This is a genomic window from Bradyrhizobium centrosematis (assembly GCF_045571495.1).
Classification (GTDB): domain Bacteria; phylum Pseudomonadota; class Alphaproteobacteria; order Rhizobiales; family Xanthobacteraceae; genus Bradyrhizobium; species Bradyrhizobium centrosematis.
Genome location: NZ_CP120703.1, coordinates 6,746,745 through 6,770,127, shown reverse-complemented (window position 1 = coordinate 6,770,127; position 23,383 = coordinate 6,746,745). Strand labels below are relative to the sequence as shown.

19 protein-coding genes and 2 pseudogenes are annotated in these 23,383 nt (G+C 64.5%); 17 read left to right on the top strand and 4 right to left on the bottom strand.

Annotated features, from left to right (window positions below; all coding sequences use genetic code 11):
- Window positions 1-100 precede the first annotated feature (100 nt).
- Complete coding sequence (locus tag P6U31_RS31920) at window positions 101-1,714, top strand: ABC-F family ATP-binding cassette domain-containing protein (protein WP_407185604.1); 1,614 nt, start codon at window positions 101-103, stop codon at window positions 1,712-1,714.
- 409 nt (window positions 1,715-2,123) lie between these two features.
- Here the strand turns inward: P6U31_RS31920 and P6U31_RS31915 are convergent, their stop codons facing one another.
- Window positions 2,124-3,458 (bottom strand): dicarboxylate/amino acid:cation symporter, encoded by a 1,335-nt coding sequence (locus P6U31_RS31915; RefSeq protein ID WP_407185603.1) that lies wholly within the window; start codon window positions 3,456-3,458, stop codon window positions 2,124-2,126.
- 140 nt (window positions 3,459-3,598) lie between these two features.
- Here P6U31_RS31915 and P6U31_RS31910 point away from each other — a divergent pair, with 140 nt between their 5' ends.
- From P6U31_RS31910 to P6U31_RS31860, 11 genes are all read left to right on the top strand, one after another.
- The gene (locus P6U31_RS31910; RefSeq protein ID WP_407185602.1) at window positions 3,599-4,918 is read left to right on the top strand and encodes a solute carrier family 23 protein; all 1,320 of its coding nucleotides are present in this window, start codon (window positions 3,599-3,601) and stop codon (window positions 4,916-4,918) included.
- Between the two features lie 73 nt (window positions 4,919-4,991).
- Window positions 4,992-5,828, top strand: a complete 837-nt coding sequence (locus P6U31_RS31905) for an SDR family oxidoreductase (RefSeq protein ID WP_407185601.1) — start codon at window positions 4,992-4,994, stop codon at window positions 5,826-5,828.
- Window positions 5,829-5,873: 45 nt separating this feature from the next.
- Window positions 5,874-6,680, top strand: coding sequence for an NAD-dependent protein deacetylase (locus P6U31_RS31900; protein WP_407185600.1), 807 nt, complete (start codon window positions 5,874-5,876; stop codon window positions 6,678-6,680).
- Window positions 6,681-6,821: 141 nt separating this feature from the next.
- Complete coding sequence (locus P6U31_RS31895) at window positions 6,822-8,906, top strand: hydantoinase/oxoprolinase family protein (RefSeq protein WP_407185599.1); 2,085 nt, start codon at window positions 6,822-6,824, stop codon at window positions 8,904-8,906.
- Between the two features lie 2 nt (window positions 8,907-8,908).
- Complete coding sequence (locus P6U31_RS31890) at window positions 8,909-10,567, top strand: hydantoinase B/oxoprolinase family protein (protein WP_407185598.1); 1,659 nt, start codon at window positions 8,909-8,911, stop codon at window positions 10,565-10,567.
- A gap of 33 nt (window positions 10,568-10,600) precedes the next feature.
- Window positions 10,601-11,602, top strand: a complete 1,002-nt coding sequence (locus tag P6U31_RS31885) for a TRAP transporter substrate-binding protein (RefSeq protein WP_407185597.1) — start codon at window positions 10,601-10,603, stop codon at window positions 11,600-11,602.
- A 10-nt stretch (window positions 11,603-11,612) separates the two neighbouring features.
- On the top strand, window positions 11,613-12,206 hold the full coding sequence (locus P6U31_RS31880) for a TRAP transporter small permease subunit (protein ID WP_407185596.1): 594 nt from the start codon (window positions 11,613-11,615) through the stop codon (window positions 12,204-12,206).
- A 31-nt stretch (window positions 12,207-12,237) separates the two neighbouring features.
- Window positions 12,238-13,542, top strand: a complete 1,305-nt coding sequence (locus P6U31_RS31875) for a TRAP transporter large permease (protein WP_407185595.1) — start codon at window positions 12,238-12,240, stop codon at window positions 13,540-13,542.
- A 309-nt stretch (window positions 13,543-13,851) separates the two neighbouring features.
- The gene (locus P6U31_RS31870) at window positions 13,852-15,570 is read left to right on the top strand and encodes a pyrroloquinoline quinone-dependent dehydrogenase (protein WP_407190010.1); all 1,719 of its coding nucleotides are present in this window, start codon (window positions 13,852-13,854) and stop codon (window positions 15,568-15,570) included.
- A gap of 91 nt (window positions 15,571-15,661) precedes the next feature.
- Window positions 15,662-16,000 (top strand): c-type cytochrome, encoded by a 339-nt coding sequence (locus P6U31_RS31865; protein ID WP_407185594.1) that lies wholly within the window; start codon window positions 15,662-15,664, stop codon window positions 15,998-16,000.
- Window positions 16,001-16,067: 67 nt separating this feature from the next.
- Window positions 16,068-16,832, top strand: a complete 765-nt coding sequence (locus P6U31_RS31860) for a transporter substrate-binding domain-containing protein (RefSeq protein WP_407185593.1) — start codon at window positions 16,068-16,070, stop codon at window positions 16,830-16,832.
- Window positions 16,833-16,908: 76 nt separating this feature from the next.
- Here the strand turns inward: P6U31_RS31860 and P6U31_RS31855 are convergent.
- Window positions 16,909-17,554 (bottom strand): annotated as a pseudogene (locus P6U31_RS31855) (glutathione binding-like protein).
- Between the two features lie 106 nt (window positions 17,555-17,660).
- Here P6U31_RS31855 and P6U31_RS31850 point away from each other — a divergent pair.
- Window positions 17,661-18,308, top strand: coding sequence for a TetR/AcrR family transcriptional regulator (locus P6U31_RS31850; protein ID WP_407185592.1), 648 nt, complete (start codon window positions 17,661-17,663; stop codon window positions 18,306-18,308).
- A gap of 216 nt (window positions 18,309-18,524) precedes the next feature.
- On the opposite strand, the gene P6U31_RS31845 is transcribed toward P6U31_RS31850, so the two are convergent.
- Complete coding sequence (locus tag P6U31_RS31845; protein ID WP_407185591.1) at window positions 18,525-19,490, bottom strand: 2-hydroxyacid dehydrogenase; 966 nt, start codon at window positions 19,488-19,490, stop codon at window positions 18,525-18,527.
- A gap of 141 nt (window positions 19,491-19,631) precedes the next feature.
- Here P6U31_RS31845 and P6U31_RS31840 point away from each other — a divergent pair, with 141 nt between their 5' ends.
- The 4 genes and pseudogenes from P6U31_RS31840 (at window position 19,632) to P6U31_RS31825 (ending at window position 22,466) form a co-directional block, all read left to right on the top strand.
- Window positions 19,632-20,000, top strand: a complete 369-nt coding sequence (locus P6U31_RS31840; RefSeq protein WP_008546388.1) for a YciI family protein — start codon at window positions 19,632-19,634, stop codon at window positions 19,998-20,000.
- Window positions 19,997-21,292, top strand: a complete 1,296-nt coding sequence (locus P6U31_RS31835) for an RNA polymerase sigma factor (RefSeq protein WP_407185590.1) — start codon at window positions 19,997-19,999, stop codon at window positions 21,290-21,292. Before P6U31_RS31840 ends, P6U31_RS31835 begins: the two co-directional genes overlap by 4 nt.
- A gap of 195 nt (window positions 21,293-21,487) precedes the next feature.
- A pseudogene (locus tag P6U31_RS31830) lies at window positions 21,488-22,026 on the top strand (SRPBCC family protein).
- Window positions 22,027-22,055: 29 nt separating this feature from the next.
- Complete coding sequence (locus P6U31_RS31825; protein WP_407185589.1) at window positions 22,056-22,466, top strand: VOC family protein; 411 nt, start codon at window positions 22,056-22,058, stop codon at window positions 22,464-22,466.
- A gap of 121 nt (window positions 22,467-22,587) precedes the next feature.
- Here the strand turns inward: P6U31_RS31825 and P6U31_RS31820 are convergent, their stop codons facing one another.
- The gene (locus tag P6U31_RS31820) at window positions 22,588-22,950 is read right to left on the bottom strand and encodes a hypothetical protein (protein ID WP_407185588.1); all 363 of its coding nucleotides are present in this window, start codon (window positions 22,948-22,950) and stop codon (window positions 22,588-22,590) included.
- Between the last annotated feature and the right edge of the window lie 433 nt (window positions 22,951-23,383).

Genomic DNA, 23,383 nt, shown 5'->3' with positions numbered 1-23,383 from the left:
CGGCCAGCGGGATTATGAGCGAGGCTCCCAATCAGGAAGCTCGCAGCCATGGATTTTACCCCGACCGCAAAGCCCATCCGCCTTGCCCACGGGGAATTCCATGCCTGCCTCCATCATCCTGTCGAACTTTTCGCTGTCCACACCTGACGGCGGCTCTCTCGTTTCCAATATCGATCTGGCGTTCGGCGCCGAGCGGACTGGTCTCGTCGGCCGCAACGGCGTCGGAAAAACGACGCTGCTTGCGTCGATCTGCGGCGAGCACGGTCCCCGGGCCGGGCGTGTCGTCGTCACCGGAACCGTCGGGTTGCTGCGCCAAGACGTTCGGCTTGCTGCGGGCGCGACCGTGGCCGATTTGTTCGGCGTGCGAGGTCAGCTCGCGCTGCTTCGCCGGGCTGAGCATGGGGAGGCCTCGGCCGACGAAATCGCCGAGGTCGATTGGACCCTCGAAGCACGCTTGCAGGCTGCCCTTGCACGTCTCGGCTTCGATCTCGCTCCTGAGACCGAACTGGAGCGATTGTCCGGCGGTCAGATCACGCGGGTTCGCCTTGCTGCACTGGTCTTCGCCGAGCCCGACTTCCTGCTGCTGGACGAACCCACCAACAATCTCGACCGGGATGGCCGCAAGGCCGTGATCGACCTCGTCGCCGCCTGGCGCGGTGGGGCGGTTGTCGTCAGCCACGACCGGGGCCTGCTCGAAACCATGGATGCGATCGTCGAGCTGACGTCACTTGGGGCCAAGCGATACGGCGGCAATTGGAGCAGCTTTCGCACGCAGAAGGCCGTCGAGCTCGCGGCCGTGAGGCACGACCTTGCGCATGCCGAGAAGCGCCTGTCCGAGATCGATGGGAAGGCGCAGGAGGCGGCGGAGAAGAAGGCGCGCAAGGACAGTGGCGGCAGGAAGAAGCGTGCCAGGGGCGACATGCCGCGCATCCTGGCTGGGGCGCGCAAGGACCGAAGCGAGGATACCGGCGGCAAGACCGCGCAAATCGCCGAGCGGCAGCGCGCAGAAGCGCTTCAAGCCGTCGACGCGGCGCGGCGGCGCATCGAGATTCTTCAGCCGCTCTCCGTCAAATTGCCCGCGACCGGCCTGCCGGCGGGCCGCGAGGTGCTTTGGCTCGATGGCGTCAGTGCAGGCTATCGACCGGAGCAGCCTGTCCTGCGCGATCTCTCCTTTGCGGTGGTCGGGCCGGAGCGCGTGGCGCTGGTCGGGCCCAATGGCTCCGGCAAGACGACGCTGCTGAAGCTCGTCGCGGGCGAGCTGCGTCCGCTCGCGGGCACCGTGCGGGTCAGGCCGGACTTCGCGCTGTTCGACCAGAAGGTCAGCCTGCTCGATCCGGCGCTCTCCATCCTGGACAATTTTCGGCGGCTCAATCCGAAAGCGGGTGCGAATGAGTGCCATGCCGCGCTGGCCCGGTTCATGTTTCGCGCCGATGCGGCCATGCAAGTCGCCGGAAGCTTGAGTGGTGGGCAGATGTTTCGCGCGGGCCTCGCTTGCGTGCTCGGCGGGCCGACGCCGCCGTCGCTGCTGATCCTGGACGAGCCGACCAATCATCTCGACCTCGAGTCCATCGAAGCCGTCGAGGCCGGCTTGCGCGCCTATGACGGCGCGCTGCTCGTCGTCAGCCATGACGAGGCATTCCTGCAGGCGATCGGGATTACGCGGCGGATCGAACTTGCCGCCAAGGTGATGCGCATCGATGGCGGGATCGTCTGATCTCGCCTGGCGGTCCCGGATTTGGTTGTGATTTTCAAAAACCCGACGCCCTGCCCCCAGCGCGTCGGGTGGAAAAAATGAGTATCAATCAGTGATCCCAACCCGAGTGTTGTGACGCGGGCCGCAGCAATTTTCTACTCCGGGAAACTACCGCGTCGGAACCGGGCCGTGCCTTCTGGCGTGCAGGGAGGGGCCATCGCAAGGAATATTTTGCGCCACCTGAGCGCGCGCCTCGTCCTTCGAGACGACCGCTTCGCGGTCTCCTCAGGATGAGGCTCAGCAACATCTGTTGTTGGACGACAGCCGCGTACTCGATCCTCATCCTGAGGGCCCGCCAGCGGCGGGCGTCTCGAAGGATGGCCAAAAGGAAAAGTCCCACCCATATGCGATAGCCCTGCCGTGCTTCGGCCTATGACGCCGCGTTTCCGCCCGGCTCCAGCGCCTCGCCGATCGCCAGCGGATGGGCCATGGTCTCGTGCAGCGCATCGCGGTCGAGCTCGCCTTCGGACATGCTGATGACGACGCAGGCAACGCCGTTGCCGATCAGATTGGTCAGCGCGCGGCATTCGCTCATGAATTTGTCGATGCCGACCAAGATCGCGATCGACTGGATCGGGATGTCGGGCACGATCGAGAGCGTCGCGGCGAGCGTGATGAAGCCGGCGCCGGTCACGCCCGAGGCGCCTTTCGAGGTGATCATCGCGATGCCGAGAATGCCGAGCTCCTGCCAGATAGTCAGATGCGTGTTGGTCGCCTGCGCCAGAAACAGCGTCGCCAACGTCATGTAGATATTGGTGCCGTCGAGGTTGAAGCTGTAGCCGGTCGGAATGACGAGCCCGACCACGGAACGCGAGGCACCGAGATGCTCCATTTTCTGGATCATCTGCGGCAGCACGGTCTCGGAGGACGAGGTGCCGAGCACGATCAAAAGCTCGTCCTTGATGTAGGCGATGAAGCGCAGGATCGAGAAGCCGGCGAGGCGCGCGATCGCCCCGAGCACGATCAGCACGAACAGGATGCTGGTCAGGTAGAATGTGCCGATCAGGGCGGCGAGATTGAGCAGCGAGCCGAGGCCATACGCCCCGACCGTGAACGCCATCGCGCCAAAGGCGCCGATCGGGGCAACGCGCACGATGATGCGGATGATGCCGAAGAACATCTTCGCGGCCTTGTCGATCGCGTCTGCAATGGGCTCGCCGGCCTTGCCGAGAAAGGCGATGGCGAAGCCGGACAGGATCGAGATCAGCAACACCTGCAACAGGTCGCCACGGGCGATCGCCCCCACATAGCTGTCGGGAATGATCGCCATCAGATGGGCGACGATGCCTTCCTCCTTGGCCTTGGTGACATAGGTTGCCACCGATTTCGGATCGATCGTGGCTGGGTCGATGTTGAAGCCGTGCCCGGGCTGGAGCACCTCGCCGACCAGCAGACCCACCGCGAGCGCGACGGTCGAGACCGTCTCGAAATAGATCAGCGACTTCAGCCCGACCCGGCCGACGCGCTTGAGGTCGCCCATCGAGGAGATGCCGTGCACCACGGTGCAGAAGATCACCGGCGCGATCATCATCTTGATCAGCGCGATGAAGCCGTCGCCGAGCGGCTTCAAGGCCTTGCCCAGATCGGGATAGGCATAGCCGATCAAAACGCCGAGCGCGATCGCGATCAGGACCTGGACGTAGAGGATCTTGTACCAGGGCTGATGCCGGGCGCGGATGGCTGGCTGGATCGCGACTTGTGTCATAGAGTGGCCCCGGAACGCATTGATGATGCAAGCATTTGATCTTGCATGTCTTGCATCATGTGATGACCGCCGCAGAAGCGACAATCACATTTTTGTCTGTTCGCACGAAGATCGATCGCTGCACCGCAATCGGGGGGAACATGTCGACTGTAACGGGCTCGGACGAGCGAGCACAGGGCTATTTCCCGCGTTGGAAGCTCAAGACCTCCGGCGTGATCATGCCGGAGGAGCGACTGTCATGGGGGCAGACCGTCGTCTCCGGTCTGCAGCATTGCGTCGCGATGTCCGGCTCGACAATCATCGCCCCGCTGCTGATGGGGTTCGATCCCAACGTTGCGGTCCTGTTCTCCGGCATCGGCACGCTGATCTTCTTCGTCATCGTCGCGGGGCGCGTGCCGAGCTATCTCGGTTCGAGCTTCGCATTCATCGCCGTCGTCATTGCGGCTACCGGCTATGCCGGGCAGGGGGCGAACCCCAACATTTCGGTCGCGCTCGGCGGCATCATCGGCGCCGGCGTGCTGTACGGGGTGATCGCGCTGATCGTGATGTGGTCGGGGGTCGGCTGGGTCGAGAGGCTGCTGCCGCCGGCCGTCACCGGCGCCGTGGTCGCCGCGATCGGCCTCAACCTCGCGCCGGTGGCGGTCAAGGCGGTGAGCGCCGGCACGTTCGACACCGCAATCGGACTCGCGACCGTTCTGATCATCGGCATCGTTGCCGTTGCCGCCCCCGGACTGTGGCGACGCCTGCCGATCATCCTCGGCGCGATCGGCGGGTATCTGTTGTATCTGCTGTTCGCGAACGGGCTCGGCTTCGGCAAGCCGATCGACTTCGCGCAACTGGCGGCCGCGCCGTGGATCGGCCTGCCGAACTTCACCGCGCCGACGTTCCAGGCCGATGCAATCTTCCTCATTGCGCCGGTCGCGATCATTCTCGTTGCCGAGAACCTCGGTCATATCAAGGCCGTCGGCGCCATGACGGGCCGAAGCCTTGACGCCTATCTCGGCCGCGCCCTGTTCGCCGACAGCTTGGCTACCATTGTCGCCGCCTGCGGCGGCGGCACCGGGGTCACCACCTACGCCGAGAATATCGGCGTAATGGCGGCGACGAAGGTCTACTCGACATTGCTGTTTGCCTTCGCCGCCATTGTGTCGATCCTGCTCGGCTTCTCGCCGAAATTCGGCGCGCTGATCCTGTCGATCCCGGGCCCTGTCATCGGCGGTCTCTCGATCGTGCTGTTCGGCCTGATCGCGGCGATGGCGGGCCGGATCTGGGTCGAGAACAAGGTCGACTTTGCAAATCCTGCAAACCTGATCACCGCCGCGGTGGCGTTGACCGCGGGCGCGGGCGACCTGACGCTCAAGTTCGGCGCATTCACGATCGGCGGCATCGGCACGGCGACCTTCGGCGCCATCATCCTGTATCAGATCCTGACCTCGCCACTGGCGCGTCGCGCGGACTGAAGTCGGGGAATGCGGGCAAGGGATGGAACAAAACGCCTGTTCCATCCATGATGAAGCATCCCGGAGAGAACACATGCCGCAAACCGAACGTCCGAGCTCCTTTCCGTCGCGCCTTGTCGGCCAATACGCGCTGGTGACCGGCGCCTCGCAAGGCATCGGCCGCGCCGTCGCCGTCCGGCTCGCCCAGGAAGGCGCGACCGTCGCCATCAATTATTTCGAGAACGTTGAGAGGGCCGAGGAGACGCTCGCGCTTGCTCGGGCGGCTTCGAGCGATCGCGGCCACAGCGCGCCCGATCATTGTATCGTCAGGGCCAATGTTGGCGATGAGCAGGACATTGCCGCGATGTTCGAGGCGATCCTGTCGCGCTGGAAACGTCTCGATTGTCTCGTCAACAACGCCGGCTTCCAGAAGGAATCGCCGAGCGAGGCGCTCGATGTCGAAACCTATCGCCGCATCATCGATGTCAACCTCAACGGTGCCGTGCTCTGCGCGCAGAAGGCGCTCGCGCATTTCGTCGCGCGTGGGGGAGGGGGCAGCATCATCAACTGTTCGAGCGTGCACCAGATCATTCCAAAGCCCGGTTATCTCGCTTATTCGATCAGCAAGGGCGGCATGGCCAACCTGACGCGCACGCTGGCTCTGGAGTTCGCCGGCCGTGGTATTCGCGTCAATGCCGTGGGGCCGGGTGCGATCGACACGCCGATCAACGCCGCCTGGACCGGCGATCCGGACAAGCGGGGTGTCGTCACCAGCCACATCCCCATGGGGCGCGTCGGCACGCCGGAAGAGATCGCCGCTGTGTTCGCCTTCCTCGCCTCTGACGACGCGAGCTACATCACCGGACAGACCCTCTATGCCTGCGGAGGCCTGACGCTGTTTCCGGAGTTTCGCGAGAACTGGGCGAGCTAGCGATGTGATCTGGCGAAACTCGCCTGCGCAGACTACATCTGCGCCATGACAAACCAATCGCTTCAGGACTTCATCGGTCGGCACGAAAGGCTGTTCGTGCTGACCGGCGCCGGCTGCAGCACCAATTCGGGCATTCCCGATTATCGCGACGACCATGGCAACTGGAAGCGGACCCAGCCGGTCAATTTTCAGGCCTTCATGTCGGACGAACATACGCGCCGCCGCTACTGGGCGCGCAGCCTGATCGGCTGGCGCCGGTTTGGCCAGGCGCGGCCGAACGATGCGCATCATGCGCTCGCCCGCCTCGAGGCGAGCGGGCGGTGCGAGATGCTGCTGACCCAGAACGTCGACCGGCTGCATCAGTCCGCCGGCCATCGCCAGGTGATCGACCTGCATGGCCGGCTCGATCTCGTTGGCTGCATGGGCTGCGGGGCGAAGACGCCGCGGAGCGAATTCCAGCACGCGCTCGGCCGCGCGAATGCGGAATGGTTGACGCTCGATGCCGCGGATGCACCGGACGGCGACGCCGATCTGGAGCACGCGGATTTCTCGTCGTTCAAGGTGCCCGCTTGCGAAGCCTGCGGCGGCATTCTCAAGCCCGACGTCGTGTTCTTCGGCGAGAACGTCCCGCGCGACATCGTGGCCGCCGCGCAGGATCATCTGGCGCAGGCCGACGCCATGTTGATCGTCGGCTCGTCGCTGATGGTCTATTCCGGATTCCGCTTCGTAAAGGCGGCGGCACAGCGCAACATTCCGATCGCTGCGGTCAATCTCGGGCGCACCCGCGCCGACGATCTCTTGACGCTAAAGGTCGAGGAGCGCTGCGAAGCGGCGCTTGCATTCCTGCTCTGATCGCGAAGGCAGCGAACACGCCTTGCCTATTGCATAGGTGCCTAGCAGAATAGCCGGGCGCGGCGTTGTCCTCGTCGGTCATGGCACGGAAATTGCTGCGTTTTCGACCTCAGTCTTGACGATCAGCACGGAGAATTTGGAATGCTTGAGGGAGCCGAGGTGCGGCTTGCCGTGGATATCGGTGGCACGTTCACCGACATCGTGCTGGACGTGGGCGAGTTGCGCAAGACGCGCAAGGTGCTGACCACGCCGCAGCGGCCCGAGCAGGCGGTGCTGGACGGCATGCGTCTCATTCTCGCGGATGCGCGTGCCCATATCAGCGACATCGACGTCTTCATTCACGGCACCACGCTCGCGACCAACGCCATTATCGAGCGCCGCGGTGCCAAGACCGCCCTGATCGCGACCGAAGGCTTTCGCGACGTGCTCGATATCGGCACCGAGAGCCGCTACGACCAGTACGATCTCACCATCGACAAGCCCAAGCCGCTGGCGCCGCGGTCCTTGCGTTTTACCGTGCCCGAGCGCGTCGACGCTCACGGCTCCGTCCGCCTCCCGCTCGACGAAGCCTCGCTGCGTGCACTCGCGCCAAAATTGCGCGAGCTCGGCGTCGAGAGCGTTGCGATCGCTTTCCTGCACTCCTACGCCAATCCCGAGCATGAACGCCGTGCCGCCGCGATCCTGGCCGAGGAGATGCCCGGTCTCTCCGTGACGGTGTCCTCCGCCGTCTGTCCCGAGATTCGCGAGTATGAGCGCACATCAACTGCGGTCGCGAATGCTTATGTGCAACCCCTGATCGACGGCTATCTCGCCCGCATGGCCGATGCCCTGCAGGTCGAGCAGTTCCGCGGCGCGATCTACCTCGTCACTTCTGGCGGCGGCGTCACCTCGATCGAGACGGCGCGGCGTTTCCCGGTGCGTCTCGTCGAATCCGGCCCAGCGGGCGGTGCCATCTTCGCGGCGCAGATCGCGGCGCGTCTGGGCGAGAGCAAGGTCCTGTCCTTCGACATGGGCGGCACCACCGCGAAGATCTGCCTGATCGAGAAATACCAACCCGAAACCTCGCGCGTATTCGAGGTCGATCGCGCGGCGCGCTTCCTCAAAGGCAGCGGCCTGCCGGTGCGCATCCCCGTGATCGAGATGGTCGAGATCGGCGCCGGCGGCGGCTCGATCGCGCATGTCGATGCCATGAAGCGCGTCACCGTGGGGCCGGAAAGTGCATCCTCGGAGCCGGGACCGGCCTGCTACGGCCGTGGCGGCCAGCGTCCGGCCGTGACGGATGCGGACGTTGCGCTGGGCATGATCGATCCCGACGCGTTCGCGGCCGGCACGATCAAGCTCGATCCCGAGCTGTCGAAACAGGCGCTGCTGCGCGATGTCGGCGAGCCGCTCGGGCTGTCGGCGGAAACCGCGGCCTATGCAGTGCACGAGGTCGTCTGCGAGAACATGGCGAGTGCGGCGCGCGTGCATGCGGTCGAGCGCGGTGCCGTGGTCGGCCAGCACACGCTGATTGCCTTCGGTGGCGCTGCGCCGCTGCATGCGGCCCGCGTCGCCGAGAAGATCGGCGTCTCCCGCGTGATCGTGCCGTCGAATGCCGGCGTCGGTTCGGCGGTCGGCTTTCTCGCCGCGCCGATCGCCTATGAGCTGGTGCGCAGCCGTCACGTCCGCCTCGATGACTTCGACACCGAGGCGGTTTCCGATCTCTTGCAGGAGATGGCAACCGAAGCGCGTGCGTTGGTCGAGCCCGGCGCCGCCGGCGCGCCGGTGCGCGAGCGCCGCGCCGCCTTCATGCGCTATGTCGGCCAGGGCCATGAGATCTCGGTCGAGCTGCCGAACCGGCGGCTGACCTCGGCCGATCTCACGGGCCTGCGCCAGAAATTCGAGGCGGACTATTCCGCGATGTTCGAGCGGCCCATTCCGGGCGCGGCCATCGAGGTGTTGAGCTGGTCGGTGCTGGCGACCACCGAGGCACGCAATCCGCCCGCCATCGCGTCCGTGGCGCGCAAACCCGCGGCCAAGGCGTCCGGCAGCCGAAAATTCTTCGACGGCCGGGCAGGCGAGGTGATCGAGATCCCGCTCTATCGCCGCGAGGACATGGCGCCCGGCGCGACCATCGCAGGTCCCGCCGTGATTGCCGAGGACGAGACCTCCACCTTCGTCTCCACCAGTTTCGACGCCCATATCGACGGTGCCGGCAGCATCGTCATGGAACGAAAGGCAGCCTGATCATGAGCAAGGCAAATGGCGCGAGCCTGATCGATCTGCAGATCATGTGGCACCGGCTGATCGCCGTGGTCGAGGAGCAGGCGCAGGTGCTGCTCCGCACCGCCTTCAGCCCGATCGTGCGCGAATGCGGCGACCTCTCGGCCGGCGTGTTCGACCTCAAGGGCCGGATGCTGGCGCAGGCGGTGACCGGCACGCCCGGCCACGTCAACTCGATGGCGGAATCGGTCAAGCATTTCATCGATCACTTCCCGATCGAGACGATGAAGGAGGGCGATGCCTACATCACCAACGATCCCTGGATGGGCACCGGTCATCTCAACGACTTCGTCGTCACCACCCCCTGCTTCAAGGAGGGCAAGCCGGTGGCGCTGTTCTCCTGCACCAGCCATCTCATGGATATCGGCGGCATCGGCTTCGGGCCCGATGCCACCGACGTGTTCATGGAGGGGCTCTACATCCCCATGCTGAAGCTGATCGACCAGGGCGTCGTCAACGAGACGCTGATGGCGATGATCCGCACCAACACGCGGCTCCCGATCGACACCGAAGGTGACACTTATTCGCTCGCCGGCTGCAACGACGTCGGCTGCGAGCGCCTGGTCGAGATGATGAGTGAGTTCGGCATCGATACGCTCGACGAGCTCGGCGATTACATCTGCGATCGCTCGCGCGAGGCCGTGCTGGCCGAGATCGCAAAGCTGCCGAAGGGAAGCTGGCGCAACACCATGGTGGTCGACGGCTATGATGCCCCGGTGACGCTGGCCGCGACGCTGACGATCTCGGACCAGGGCATCCACGTCGATTTCGACGGCACGTCCGCGGCCTCGAAGTTCGGCATCAACGTGCCGCTGTCCTACACCACGGCTTACACCGTGTTCGGCCTCGGCTGCGTCGTCGCCTCGCAGATCCCGAACAATGCCGGCTCGCTCTCGCCGCTGACGGTGTCGGCTCCGGCAGGAGCGATCCTAAATGCGCCGAAGCCGGCGCCGGTCGCCTCGCGTCACGTCATCGGCCAGATGCTTCCCGACGTCGTCTTCGGCTGCCTGCGCCAGATCATCCCCGAGCGCGTGCCCGCGGAAGGCACCTCCTGCCTGTGGAATCTCAATGTGCGCGGACAGACGCGCTCCGGCGTCGGCGGCAATTACGGGTTCTCGATGGCGGTCACCTCGAATGGCGGCACCGGTGCGCGCTTCGGCAAGGACGGCCTGTCGGCGACCGCCTATCCCAGCGGCGTGCGCGGCACCCCGGTCGAGATCGCGGAGACGCAGACGCCTTTGATCTTCTGGCGCAAGGAGCTGCGGCCGGATTCCGGCGGGGCAGGCCGCACCCGCGGCGGCCTCGGCCAGATCATCGAGGTCGGCAGCGGCGTCGATGCGCCGTTCGACATCCTGGCGGCGTTCGACCGCATCGATCATCCGCCGCGCGGCCGCGATGGCGGCCAGAACGGCGAGGCCGGCTATGTCGGCCTCAAATCGGGGAAGAAGCTGCGTGGCAAGGGCTTTCAGCAGGTGCCGCCGGATGACCGGCTGGTGGTGCTGACGCCCGGCGGCGCGGGCATCGGCGATCCCAGGGAACGTGATCGCGCGGCCGTCAACGACGACGTCGCGAGCGGTCTCGTGTCTTCGGAGAACGCAGTCAGGGTCTATGGGTACGCGCGTTGATGCATCAATGCGCTCGGTAAACGGAGGGGTGCAATGATCACGCGACGGAACTTCACCGCGGGCGCAGCGACGCTGCTCGCCGCCGGCCACATCTCGACCCGCGCCCGTGCGGCGACGACAAGCTGGGACATGTCGACGGTCTGGCCCGACGGCAATTTCCACACTCAGAACGCGATGGCCTTCGCCGAAGAGGTGAAGAAGCAGACGGGTGGCTCGGTCACGATCACCGTGAAGGCCGGCGGCCAGCTCGGCTTCAAGGGACCCGAGCACCTACGCGCCGTGCGCGACGGCCTGGTGCCGCTGGCGGACGTCCTCAACATCCAGCAGGTCGGCGACGAGCCCTTCATGGGCGTCGAGAGCATCCCGTTCCTCTGCGGCTCCGTCGACGAGTTGAAGGTGCTGCACAAATACGTACGGCCCGAATACGAGAAGATCGCGGCGCGCAACAACCAGAAGATTCTCTACATCGTGCCCTGGCCGACGCAATATCTGCACCTCAAGGCGAAAGTCGCCGACGTCGAGGGCCTGAAGAACATCAAGATCCGCGTACCCGACAAGAATGCGGTCGAGATGCTGAATGCGATCGGCATGGCGGCGGTGATGATCCCCTGGGGCGAAACGATTCCCGCGCTCGCCTCCGGCGCGGTGGCCGGCGTCTCCACCTCGTCGGTGTCGGGTGTCGACGGCAAGTTCTGGGAATTCCTGAAATATGTCTACCCGACCAACCATGTCTGGTCGTCGCAGATGCTCACCGTCAATCTCGATTCCTGGAAGGCGCTCAGCGCCGACCAGCAGAAGCTCGTCGCGGATATCGCGGCGAAGATGGAGCCGGGCTTCTGGGCCAATTCGCTCAAGGCCGACGTCGACAGCCTCAACCGCCTCAAGGAAGGCGGCATGGAGGTGGTGCCGGTGTCGGATGCAATGATGGCGGACATCCGGGCCAAGACCGCGCCGCAGCTCGATGCCTTCCTCAAGCGCGTGCCGTCGGCCGACAAGCCGGTGCGCGCCTATCTCGCCGAAATGAAGCGCGGCTGAGGGCGGGATCGTGGCGAGCGTTTCGTCCGAAGCACCGCAAAGCCTCAACGCAGCGGCCCCAGTGCCGCTGCGGATCCTGCTTGACAGCATCGACCGTCTCGGCCGTCTCGACGGTTGGATCGGCGGTGGCTGCCTGTTGATGCTGACCCTGCTGATGCTGTGCGAGGTCGCAACGCGCTTCCTATCGAACTTCCTGCCGTTCTTCCCGCCGACGATCTCGATCGCCTGGGAATATTCGTCTTATCTGATGGCGGCGTCCTTCACCTTTGGCGCCGCCATGACCCTGCGTGTCGGCGGCCACATCCGTGTCGTGCTGCTGCTGAAGAACGCACCAGGGCCGGTGCAGCGCGCGCTCGAGATCCTGTCGGCGGCCGCCGGCTTCGCCTTCATGGCCTTTCTGACGTCAGCGATGGCGAAGTTCGCCTTTGCCGCGTACACGCGCGGCCAGGTCTCGACCTCCAGCGACACGCCGCTGTGGTTTCCGCAAAGCGTCGTCACCTTCGGCATGCTGCTGCTGACGCTCCAGTTCCTGGCGCGCGCGATCCAGGCCGTGCTCGGCCTGCCGCTGGAGGATCAGCGCATGAAGGCCTCGCCCGTCGAATGATTGCCTTGCTCGCACACGGATTCGAGATCGCATGACGATCGAAGTCGTTGCCCTGTTCGCGATCCTGTTCGCGCTGCTGGCGTGCGGCGTGTGGATTGGCCTGACGCTCGCTCTCACGGCGACGCTGCTGCTCGCGATGTTCCGCTCGATCCCGCTCGACAAGCTGCTGCCGCAATACGCCTGGAACATCCTGACCACGCAGGAGCTGCTGGCGCTGCCGCTGTTCATCTTGATGGGCGAATTGCTGTTCCGCACCCGCCTCTCGCGGTCGCTATTCCAGGGACTTGCGCCCTGGGCGGGACTGTTGCCGGGCCGTCTGCTGCATGTCAACGTGATCGGCTGCACTATCTTCGCGGCGATCTCCGGCTCGTCGGCGGCGACCACGCAGGTGATCGGCCGCATGTCGCTCAACGAGCTGTTGCGCCGCGGCTATTCGCGCGACATTGCGATCGGCTCGCTCGCCGGCGCCGGCACGCTCGGCTTCCTGATCCCGCCGTCCAACATCATGATCATCTACGGCGTGCTCGGCGACGTCTCGATCCTGAAGCTGTTCACCGCCGGCGTGCTGCCAGGCTTCCTGCTGGCCGCCACCTTCATGGCCTGGGTGATGCTGCACACGAGCCTCAAGCCCGCGATGGTGCCGGAGACGGAAGCCAAGCTCTCGCAGGTGCCGTGGGGCGAACGCTTCGCCGCGTTGAAGGACCTCGCGCCCGCGCTGTTCCTGATCGCCTGCGTGCTCGGCTCGATGTATGGCGGACTGGCGACGCCCTCGGAGGCCGCCGCGGTCGGCGTGCTCGGCGCTGGCTTGGTTGCCTGGGCGCAGGGCGCGATGTCGCAACAGGTGATGCGCGACGTGCTGATCGGCTCGGTCGTGACCTGCTCGATGATCGCGCTGATCGTGCTGGGTGCCTCGATCCTCGGCAATGCCGCGGCGTTCCTCGGTATTCCCCAGGCCGTCGCCGCGTTCGTGAAGGGGCTTGGCCTGTCGCCCTTCATGCTGATCGTGGTGCTAGTCATCTTCTATCTCGTGCTCGGCTGCTTCCTCGACGGCTTCTCTATGATCGTGATGACGCTGCCGATCGTGCTGCCGATCGTGAAGGGGGCGGGCTTCGACGAGATCTGGTTCGGCGTGTTCCTCGTGCTCGCGGTCGAGATGGCGCAGATCACCCCGCCTGTCGGCTTCAACCTGTTCGTGATCCAGGGCCTGACGGAAGATGGCCTCGGCTACATCGCGCGCGTCACGATGCCGTATCTGGTGATCATGATTGGATTCGTGCTGCTGCTGACGCTGTGGCCGGGCATCGTCACGATCCTGCCGCGCGTGCTTTACGGCTAGCTATATAGCTGCGCTAGCGATCGAACGGTCAGCGCTGCTGTCGTTTCAATTCGCCCTCTGCGCCAATCCGCCTCCCGCGCGCATTCTGTCTTTGCACATTCTGTGATCCGTCGTACGCTGTGCAAGCAGACGTGCGACAGCAATCACGCCAGTGAACGTGGCTCCCTTGGCGACATGCGCCGAGAGAGGGGGCATCTGTTTGCAGCCCGTGTCCGGTGGAGGACGATCGACGCATATTGAACTGCAAACATTCCTCGCAGCGGCGTTCACGAGACGCAATCAATGAACATCAAGCGGGAGGAAGTGCATATGAGGAAGCAGTGGCTCAATTCGGGCTTACCCGTTCTCGTCGTTGCGGCATTTGCGGCGTCGACGGCGCTGGCCCAAACCGTGGATACGGCACGGATCGAGGGCGCCGGTCAGAACGACTGGCTCACCTATCACGGTTCATACAAGTCGCATCATTATAGCCCGCTCGCGCAGATCAACGCGAGCAATGTCGGCAATCTGGGCGTCGCCTGGATGCACCTTCCCGGACGATCGACGCGCGGCCTGCAGTCGATGCCGCTCGCGGCCGACGGTGTGCTGTACTACTCGGGTTCCTACAGCCGCGTCTTCGCGCTGAACGGCGCGACGGGCGAGGTCATCTGGTCGTTCTTTCCGGAGCTGGACGAGGCGCTCATCAGCCGGCAGACCCACTCTCCCTACAACCGCGGCGTAGCTCTCGGCGAAGGCAAGGTCTTCGTCGGCACGATGGATGGTCGTCTCTTTGGGCTCGATGCGAAAACCGGCAAGGTCCTCTGGGAGACCAGGCTGATCGATTCACAGAAGCTCACGGTCGGCTTCACCGGCGCGCCGCTTTACGCCAAGGGCAGCGTGATTATCGGCTCGCAAGGCGGCGAATGGCCGGGCCGCGGCCCGATCTTCGCCGTGGATGCCACAACTGGAAAGAAGAAGTGGGAGTTCTTGACGGTCGCGGGCACCGACGAGGCCATGAAGACCTGGGGCAATGACTCCTGGCGCACCGGCGGAGGTGGCGGCTGGATGCCGGGCACGTACGATTCCGAGACCAACACCGTCCTGTGGGGCACCGCAAACCCGGCGCCGCTCTACGACTGGTCGGGCGCCGATTACAAGACGCAAGGTGCGCGTCCCGGCGACAATCTCTATACGAGCTCGGTTATCGCTCTCGATATCGATACCGGAAAGCTGAAATCCTACCATCAGGAACTGCCGCACGATGCCTGGGACTTCGACAGCGCCGTCGGCGAGTTCGTGATGCTCGAGCGAGACGGCCAGAAATACGTGGTTCATCCGAACAAGGGCGGCTTCGTCTTCGTCTACGACCGCAATCTCGGCGTGAAGAACGTCTGGCGGTTGGTCGAGAACATCAACTTCGTCAAGGATATCGATCCCAAGACCGGCGCGTTGATCGGGCGTCGCGATTTCCCGGTCGGGAAGGTCACCGAACCGCCGCTGTGTCCGTTCATTGGCGGCGGCATCAGCTGGAATGCCGGCTCGTACAGCCCGAAGACCGGTCTCTACTACAAGATCGGCCAGGAATGGTGCATGACGCTCGATATCCAGAAGACGACGCCGGTCACTGCGCCGCAAGCTCAGCTCAACATCGGCGCCGAATTCAAGATGGCGCCGCCTCCTGGCGGTGAGATCTATGGACACCTCGATGCGCGCGACCCGATCACCGGGGCAAAGAAATGGGAGGTTCGCTACCCCGAGCCGCCGCTCGGGAGCGTGCTGTCGACCGCCGGCAATCTGGTGTTCGTGCCTGATTCCCGCGGCGTCCTTCACGCCTACGATGCCGAAACCGGGGCCGAGTTGTGGAAGCACAACAACGGTACCGGCCACCAGGGGGGCATCGTCAGCTACTCCGCGGGCGGCAAGCAATATATCGCCATGACAGCGGGCTTTGGCGGCATGCTGGCGGACGAGTATGCGCCGAACTTCGGCGGCGTCTACAAGAGCATGCCGCGTGACGACGGCGCGCTGATCGTCTTCAGCCTGAAATAGTCTGCCGCAAACGTTCGACCGGGACGCGGGCATCAGCCCGCGCCCCGGCCGATCGAAGCGGCGACGCGTGATTCGGGATGGAGCGGACGTCGTGAGATTGCATTTCAAAACGATTCCGGCGGGGCTGGCCGCCTCGTTGCTGTGCGCTGTCATGGCTCAAGGACAACCGGCCACGCCGGCGCCGGGGAACGGAACGCTTGAGGTCGAGCAGGTGTTCGCCGGGACTTGCGGCTTCTGTCACTCCGACGGTGGCCGGGCAGCCGGCAAGGGGCCGCAATTGATGAACTCGCCGCGCGACGACGATTTCATCCGCAACCGCATCAAGCACGGCAAGCAAGGGGCGATGCCGGCATTCGACGGCGCCTTCACCGACGCCCAGATCGACCAGATCATCAAATACATCCGCGCCTTGAAACCGCGCGAGGGCTGAAGCGCCAAGACTTCATCCATCACGACCTGATCCATCAAGGCCCGGTCCATCGCAGAGAGAACGCGGAATGAAGGCATTCGCCCCGGCCATCGTCATCGCCATCGTTCTGTCGGGACCGGCGCAGGCGCGAACCCTGGAGGCGGTCCGATCGAGCGGCGTGATCGGGCTGTGCGCGCATCCCAATTCGCTTCCCTTTGCGCAGAAGGCCGGCGATCCTCCCGGCTTTCAGGTCGAGTTCGGCCGGGTTCTGGCACGCGAGCTCGGTGTCTCGCTCAGGCTCGACTGGATCATCACCCAGTATCAGATGCGTAGCGCCGGCTGCGACATTCTTCTGGACGTCATCGCCGACCGCGAGGCGCAGGGTGAAACCCGCCTGAGGATCTCGAAACCCTATTATCGCACGGGCATCGCACTCGCGGTGCCGTCATCCAGCACGCTCACCTCGTTCGGGAGCCTCAACGAGGCGACCAGGGTGGGCGTGCAGGTCGGTTCGATCGCAGCCATGATCATCGGTCAACGGCGCGTGCCGACGTCGACCTTCGGTTTCGAGAGCGACAGCCTGGAGGCCGTCTCGAACCATGAGATTGATGCTGCCGCAGTCACGCCCACTGCGGCGAACTATTTCAATCTGACGCATCCGGACAAGAAGCTCCAGATCCTGGATCGCGACGAGAGCGTCGCCGATCTCAACTGGAACGTCGCCGTCGGCATGATCCGCCCGGACGATGCGTTGCGCGACGCTATCGACGATGCAGTGGAGCGGCTGCGAAGCGACGGCACGATCGACCGGATCTACGGCCGCTATGGGATCGTGCTGCAGGCGCCGAAATAGTCGAGCTGAAGGCCGAACGACGCCGTCCCGACCGAGCCGGGACGGCGTCGCGGCCGCGCGAAATACGCAGATGGCCTTATGCTGCCGCCTTCTTGCGCGCGAGCTCGGCCTTGTACAGCTCGAACTCCTCTGCCATCGCTTTCGCGATGGACGGCCGCTGGCGCAGGCGCTCGTAATAGGCCTTCACGTTCGGCCATTTCGCAAGCTCGATTGGTGGCGTCGCCATGGTCCAGTTGATGACGGTGACGAGATAGGCGTCCGCCACGCTGAAATGATCGAGCAGGAAGTCGCGCCCCTTCAGGTAGTTGTCGAGATAGTCGAGCCGCGACAGGTTCTTCTCCAGCACGTAGGCCTTGACTTCCTGCGGCGCCTTGCGGTCGAGCACGGGCACGAACAGGCCCTTGTGCAGCTCGGTGCCGATGAAGCACAGCCATTGATGTAGACGCGTGCGTTCGATGCCTGCGGCGGCACCGAGCCCGGACTGCGGGAAGCGGTCGGCGACGTATTGCAGGATCGCCGCGTTCTCGGTCAGAACCACGCCCCTCGTCAGTGCGCAATGTCGGCACCAGGCCGATCGGATTGACGGCGCGGAAGTCGGAGCCGTCGCTCAGCACTGTCTTGGTCGGCGGGTCGACCTCGAGATAGTTCGCCTCGGCGCCGGCTTCATACAGCGCGACGCGTGTCGCCATCGAACAGGCGAGCGGCGAGAAATAGAGATCCATCTGTAGCCTCCTTGGGCATTTCTCCTGAGGTTTTCGCTCAACCTGGCCAGATTGATTTTTGTACCATCTTGCATAATATGAGGTCGGTCAAGGATTAATTTGCGAAATGGTACAAAAATCAAAGGGGCCGTCCACCGCGCCCGCGCCGCCGAAGCGCCGCGGCCGCCCGCGCGCCTACGAGCCAGAGGTCGCGCTGGGCAAGGCACTGGACCTGTTCCGCAGGCAGGGGTTTGCCGCCACTTCACTCGACGATCTCAGCGAGGCCACCGGCATGAACCGCCCGAGCCTCTATGGCGCTTTCGGCGACAAGCGCGAGCTCTACATCAAGAGCTATCAGCGCTACCGCGAGGAAGCGCGGGCCTCCATGGCTGCGATTTTTCGCGAGGAAATGCCCGTGCGCCAGCGGCTGGAGCGGATCTTCGCCTCCGCGCTCAACATCTATCTGTCCGGCGAGACCGGTCCGCGCGGCTGCTTCACGGTGGTGACCGCCGCGTCGGAAGCCGTTGGCGATCCCGACATCCGCGCCATGGTGCTCGACGGGCTGAGTGAGCTCGACAAGGCCTTTGCAAGCTGCTTCCGCCGCGCGAAAGAGAAGGGCGAGTTGCCGGAGAGTGCCGATCCGGTCGTGCTGGCCCAGATTGCCTCGGCCACCGTCCACAGCATCGCCATCCGCTCGCGTGCCCGCGTGTCGCGCAAGGAGCTGGAGGCAATCGTCAAGGGCGCGATCGACGTGATGGTGGGTGTCAAAGGGTAGAGCGGAATGGCTTTAGGTCGAATCGATTGCCACGGGCTTAGTGCAACCTCTCCCGCTTGCTTGCGGGAGAGGTCGGGCCGAAGGCGCGGGTGAGGGGTTTCTCCTCCAGGGATTGTCCCATTGCGGAAACACCTTTTCCCGCAAGCGGGAGAGGGAGCGCATCTCCGTCTTTGCAGTGATCAAGCCTGAATTCATCGCGCTTTAGGAGGCGAAGCTTCAATAGCCCCTTGCCCGGTCCACCACGTTCTCCAGCGCACCGCCCGCCTCGAACCGCGCGATCTGCTCGGCGACATAGGCCGAGATCGCGTCTGCGTCGGTGTCGGCGGCGTTGTGCGGCGTCAGCACCACCTTGGGGTGGGTCCAGAACCGGCTGTCGGCGGGCTGCGGCTCCTGCACGAAGACGTCGAGCGAGGCGGCGCCCAGCGTGCCGTCGTCGAGGCAGGCCAGGATATCGGCTTCGTTCTGCAAGCCGCCGCGGCCGGCATTGATCAGCACCGGCGCGCCGAGCGGGCTGGCGCGGTTGAGTTTTGCGAAGGTGTTACGGTTGAGGATGCCATGCGTCTCCGGCGTCAGCGGCAGCAGGCAGACCAGAATGTCGGTCTTGCGCAGGAAGGCATCGATCTGCGCGGCGCCGTGGAAGCATTCGACGCCATCGATCGCGCGCGGACTGCGGCTCCAGCCGGCGACCCGGAAGCCGAGCCGCCGCAGCACGTCGGCCGCATCCGCGCCGAGCGTGCCCAATCCCATGACGCCGACCGTGACGGCGCTGGCCGGCCACTGATATTTCGGCTCCCAGCGCTTCTCGCGCTGTGACTGCCTGAGATAGAGCTCCTGGCGGTGGTGCATCAGCACATGCAGCACGACGTATTCGGTCATGCGGTTGGTGAGGTCGGGCACGGCGACGCGGACCAGCGGCACGTCGGGCAGGCTCCTGTCCGCCATCAGCGCATCGACGCCTGCGCCGAGATTGAAGATGGCCCGCAGATTGGGAAACGAGCCGAGATCGCCCGGCACTGGCTTCCACACCGCGGCATAGTGCACCTCGGCCGGATCGAGCCCGGCATCCGGCAGCAGCACCACGCGGCGGCCGCCGCAGACCGCGTCGAACCGGGCCTTCCAGCGCTCCGGCAGCCAGTTCTGCTGCGTGCTGTTGATCAGGACGGCCAGTGTGCCCATGGTCATTCGAAGTGCCTCGTCAGGTTCCGCTTGAGAAGGCCCTCCTTGGCACGATCTGCCGGATTTTTCTTGCAAATTTTTTCCGCAGCGCTGTCGGGGCGGGGCATATTGGCGCGTCTTTAGAACAGACGAGGAAAGTGCCGCCCCATGCTTTATGCCATCCTTTGCTATCACGATGAGGACTTCGTCGGCTCCTGGAGCAAGGAGCAGGACGAGGCCGTGATGAAGAAGCTCGCCGTGGTGCAGGAGAAGCTCACGAGCCAGGGCCGGCTCGGCCCGGTGGCGCGGCTGTTGCCGACCACGGCCGCCGCCACCCTGCGCAAGGAGGACCCGCCGCTGGTGCTCGATGGCCCCTATGCCGAAACCAAGGAGCAGCTGCTCGGCTTCTACATCGTGGATTGCAAGAACCTCGACGACGCCCTCGACGTTGCGCGCGATCTCGGCGCCGCCAATCCCGGCGGTGCCTATGAGGTGCGCCCCGTCGGCGTGTTCCGGCCAGGAGGAAATCTGACGTGAGCGAGACAGATGCCGCCTGGATCGAGACTGCGCTGACCTCGGCGCGCCCTCAGGCGGTCGGCGCTCTGCTGCGTTATTTCCGCGACCTCGATACGGCCGAGGAAGCCTTTCAGAACGCCTGCCTTCGCGCGCTGAAGACCTGGCCGCAGAACGGGCCGCCGCGGGATCCTGCGGCGTGGCTGATCATGGTCGGCCGCAACGTCGCGATCGATGAAGTTCGCCGCGCCCGCAAGCAGCAGCCGCTGCCGGAGGACGATCAGGCGATCTCCGATCTCGATGATGCCGAAGGCGCACTGGCCGAGCGGCTCGACGGCTCGCACTACCGCGACGACATCTTGCGCTTGATGTTCATCTGCTGTCATCCGCAATTGCCGGCGACGCAGCAGATCGCGCTGGCGCTGCGCATCGTCTCGGGCCTTACCGTGAAGCAGATCGCGCGCGCCTTCCTGGTTTCGGACGCGGCGATGGAGCAGCGCATCACACGCGCCAAGGCGAAAGTCGCCGAAGCCGGCACGCCGTTCGAAGCGCCCGGCGCGGTCGAGCGCTCCGAACGCCTCGCCGGTGTTGCGGCGATGATCTACTTGATCTTCAACGAGGGCTATTCGGCGAGTGGCGACACCGCGGAGATCCGCAAGCCGCTCTGCGAAGAGGCGATCCGGCTGGCGCGCCTGCTGCTCAGGCTGTTTCCGAGCGAGCCGGAAATCATGGGGCTCACGGCGCTCATCTTGCTGCAGCATGCACGCAGTGCCGCGCGCTTTGCCGCAGATGGCTCGCTGATCCTGCTGGACGACCAGGACCGCTCGTTGTGGAACGGCACCATGATCGCGGAAGGGCTGGCGCTGATCGACAAGGCGATGCGCCACCGCCGCAGCGGGCCCTATCAGATCCAGGCCGCGATCGCCGCGCTGCATGCCCGCGCTGCGACTCCGGAGGAGACCGACTGGACGCAGATCGACCTGCTTTACGGCGCACTCGAAGTGGTGCAGCCCTCACCGGTGGTGACGCTCAATCGTGCGGTTGCGGTGTCCAAGGTGCGTGGGCCGCAGGCCGCGCTCGAGCTGATCGAGCCCCTGGCGCCCAAGCTTGCCAACTACTTCCATTTCTACGGCGTGCGCGGCGCCTTCCTGATGCAACTCGGCCGCAACGACGAAGCCCGCATCGCCTTCGACCGCGCCATTGCGCTCGCCAACACCTCGGCGGAAGCCGCCCATATCCGCATGCACCTCGATCGCCTGATCCGGGACAGCCAGCCGAAGCAGGCGGGCGCGAGGCAGGGCGTGAAGGCGACCTAGGCGCTTCTGCCTCCACATCGTCATGCCAGGGCTTTTTCCGGCCATCCACGCTGGCCGGTCCTCCTGGCTAAGACATGGATGGCCGGGACAAGCCCCGCCATGACGTGGGGTGAGGACTGTGGCAAAAAATCCGCTTCCGATTTGTCGGTCCCTGCGGTTTCCGTTCGTCCTAAGCCCGGATCTACGGAGCCTCTCATGCTGAAAGCCATTGCCGTTATCGCTATCGTCCTCGCGGCCGCAATTGCCGCTGTCCTCGCCTTTGCTTTGACGAAGCCCGACACATTCCGAGTCGAGCGCAGCCTCGCCGTGAAGGCGCCGGCGGGCGCGATCTACCCGCAGGTGGCCGATTTCCGGCGCTGGACCGCCTGGTCGCCTTATGAAGCTCGCGACCCCGCCATGAAACGGACCTTCGGCGGAGCCGCGGAAGGACGGGGCGCGACCTATGCCTGGGACGGCAACAACAATGTCGGCGCCGGCCATATGGAGATCCTGGAGGCGAGCGGGCCGTCCAAGCTTCGCATCAAGCTCGATTTCGAGCGGCCGTTCGAAGGCCACAACACTGCCGAGTTCACCTTTGTGCCGCAAGGCGATGCCACACTCGTCACATGGGCGATGTACGGTCCGGCCCCGTTCCTGTCCAAGGTGATGCAGGTGTTCATCAACATGGACAGCATGATCGGCAAGGATTTCGAGGCAGGCTCGCCGCCCTGAAGAAGCTCACCGAGAAGCAATAAGTCCACAGCAAACGAAGAGGAGAGAAACGATGCTCAATCCCTATCTGTTCTACCAGGACAATTGCGAAGCGGCCTTCAACTATTACACCAAGGTCCTCGGCGGCAAGATCGAGGCGATGATGCGCGCATCGGACGCGCCGCCGGAGGTGCCGGCCGCGCCCGGCCGCGAGAAGATGATCATGCATGCCCGCATGTCGCTCCCCGACGGTAGCGTGCTGATGGCCTCCGACGCGCCGGCCGAGCACTTTCACAAGCCGCAGGGCTTCTCGATCTCGCTCACGGTCAAGGACCCCGCGGATGGCGAGCGCAAGTTCAACGCGCTTGCCGACGGCGGCAGCGTCACCATGCCCTTCAGCAAGACGTTCTGGGCCAAGGGCTTTGGCATGTGCGTCGACAAGTTCGGCATTCCCTGGATGGTGAACTGTCCAGAGGGAATGTGACGCGCGCGACCGCGCATGTCTTGTTGCGTTGCGATTCCCCTCTCTCCATCTTTGCGGGAGAGGGGACGCATCTGAATCGTCACGGAACGAAAGAGGCGTTCCGTCACGCACGGCTCGGCCGTCATCGGATTGATCCGGTCGTCTCCTCGCCCTGCGGTGAGGATTGCACGCAGCGAGGACAGATCACGAGCTTGGCGCCGAGTTGCTTGTCATTCTCCGCTTCGATCGCGTCGTAAACGGCCCACCATGCCTCGGAGTATGGCCGCAAGGTCCCCAGCACGCGTTCCCGCTCCAGATTAGGATCCTTCGCCGCAGGCGCGGAATTCGCTGCGCGCCGCTTCGCGATGCGAGGGCGGCTCGCGGCCTTGTTCGGATCTTGCCCAAGGCCATCCCACGCGATCGGGCGACGCTCCTGCGCCGGTGCGACTGCACATCCAAGCAGCGCTGTACACAAAGTGAGCAAGATGAAGCCGTGTCGCATCATGCCGGACCCGAATTTTTGCTGCGCAATGCCAAGCTCCGCAGAGGAAACTTGCATCGCCTCGGTCGATGGAACTTAACGCAACGAATTGGCCGGCGCGGCGGAGGAATTACGATTCGCATGAACTCTGCGGGAGCAGTGAGGCCGCTTCGTGAAACCAACCGGACTGCAGCGCACAACAATTGACGCAATATTGGGCTGTGATCTGCACGTCAGAATCGCTATTGGTGATTCATAAAATCTAAAAACTAGGGTGGACGTCACTTGGAAGGGGAGCGACCGATGGCGACGGCGCTGCAGATCAACTTTGCCCTTTGGGGGATGCTCATTTGCGCCAGCATGAAGCTGGTGCCGGTGATCCAGACTCTCTATTGAAGGCAGCCAAAGCGCGATGGCGCAAAGACCCGGTGCGCATTGATGTGCGAGCACGGGGAAC

Coding starts and splice junctions, on each gene's coding strand:
- P6U31_RS31920 (WP_407185604.1), top strand. CDS start 101: ATGCCTGCCTCCATCATCCTGTCGAACTTTTCGCTGTCCACACCTGAC.
- P6U31_RS31915 (WP_407185603.1), bottom strand. CDS start 3,458: ATGACACAAGTCGCGATCCAGCCAGCCATCCGCGCCCGGCATCAGCCC.
- P6U31_RS31910 (WP_407185602.1), top strand. CDS start 3,599: ATGTCGACTGTAACGGGCTCGGACGAGCGAGCACAGGGCTATTTCCCG.
- P6U31_RS31905 (WP_407185601.1), top strand. CDS start 4,992: ATGCCGCAAACCGAACGTCCGAGCTCCTTTCCGTCGCGCCTTGTCGGC.
- P6U31_RS31900 (WP_407185600.1), top strand. CDS start 5,874: ATGACAAACCAATCGCTTCAGGACTTCATCGGTCGGCACGAAAGGCTG.
- P6U31_RS31895 (WP_407185599.1), top strand. CDS start 6,822: ATGCTTGAGGGAGCCGAGGTGCGGCTTGCCGTGGATATCGGTGGCACG.
- P6U31_RS31890 (WP_407185598.1), top strand. CDS start 8,909: ATGAGCAAGGCAAATGGCGCGAGCCTGATCGATCTGCAGATCATGTGG.
- P6U31_RS31885 (WP_407185597.1), top strand. CDS start 10,601: ATGATCACGCGACGGAACTTCACCGCGGGCGCAGCGACGCTGCTCGCC.
- P6U31_RS31875 (WP_407185595.1), top strand. CDS start 12,238: ATGACGATCGAAGTCGTTGCCCTGTTCGCGATCCTGTTCGCGCTGCTG.
- P6U31_RS31870 (WP_407190010.1), top strand. CDS start 13,852: ATGAGGAAGCAGTGGCTCAATTCGGGCTTACCCGTTCTCGTCGTTGCG.
- P6U31_RS31860 (WP_407185593.1), top strand. CDS start 16,068: ATGAAGGCATTCGCCCCGGCCATCGTCATCGCCATCGTTCTGTCGGGA.
- P6U31_RS31850 (WP_407185592.1), top strand. CDS start 17,661: ATGGTACAAAAATCAAAGGGGCCGTCCACCGCGCCCGCGCCGCCGAAG.
- P6U31_RS31845 (WP_407185591.1), bottom strand. CDS start 19,490: ATGACCATGGGCACACTGGCCGTCCTGATCAACAGCACGCAGCAGAAC.
- P6U31_RS31840 (WP_008546388.1), top strand. CDS start 19,632: ATGCTTTATGCCATCCTTTGCTATCACGATGAGGACTTCGTCGGCTCC.
- P6U31_RS31825 (WP_407185589.1), top strand. CDS start 22,056: ATGCTCAATCCCTATCTGTTCTACCAGGACAATTGCGAAGCGGCCTTC.
- P6U31_RS31820 (WP_407185588.1), bottom strand. CDS start 22,950: ATGATGCGACACGGCTTCATCTTGCTCACTTTGTGTACAGCGCTGCTT.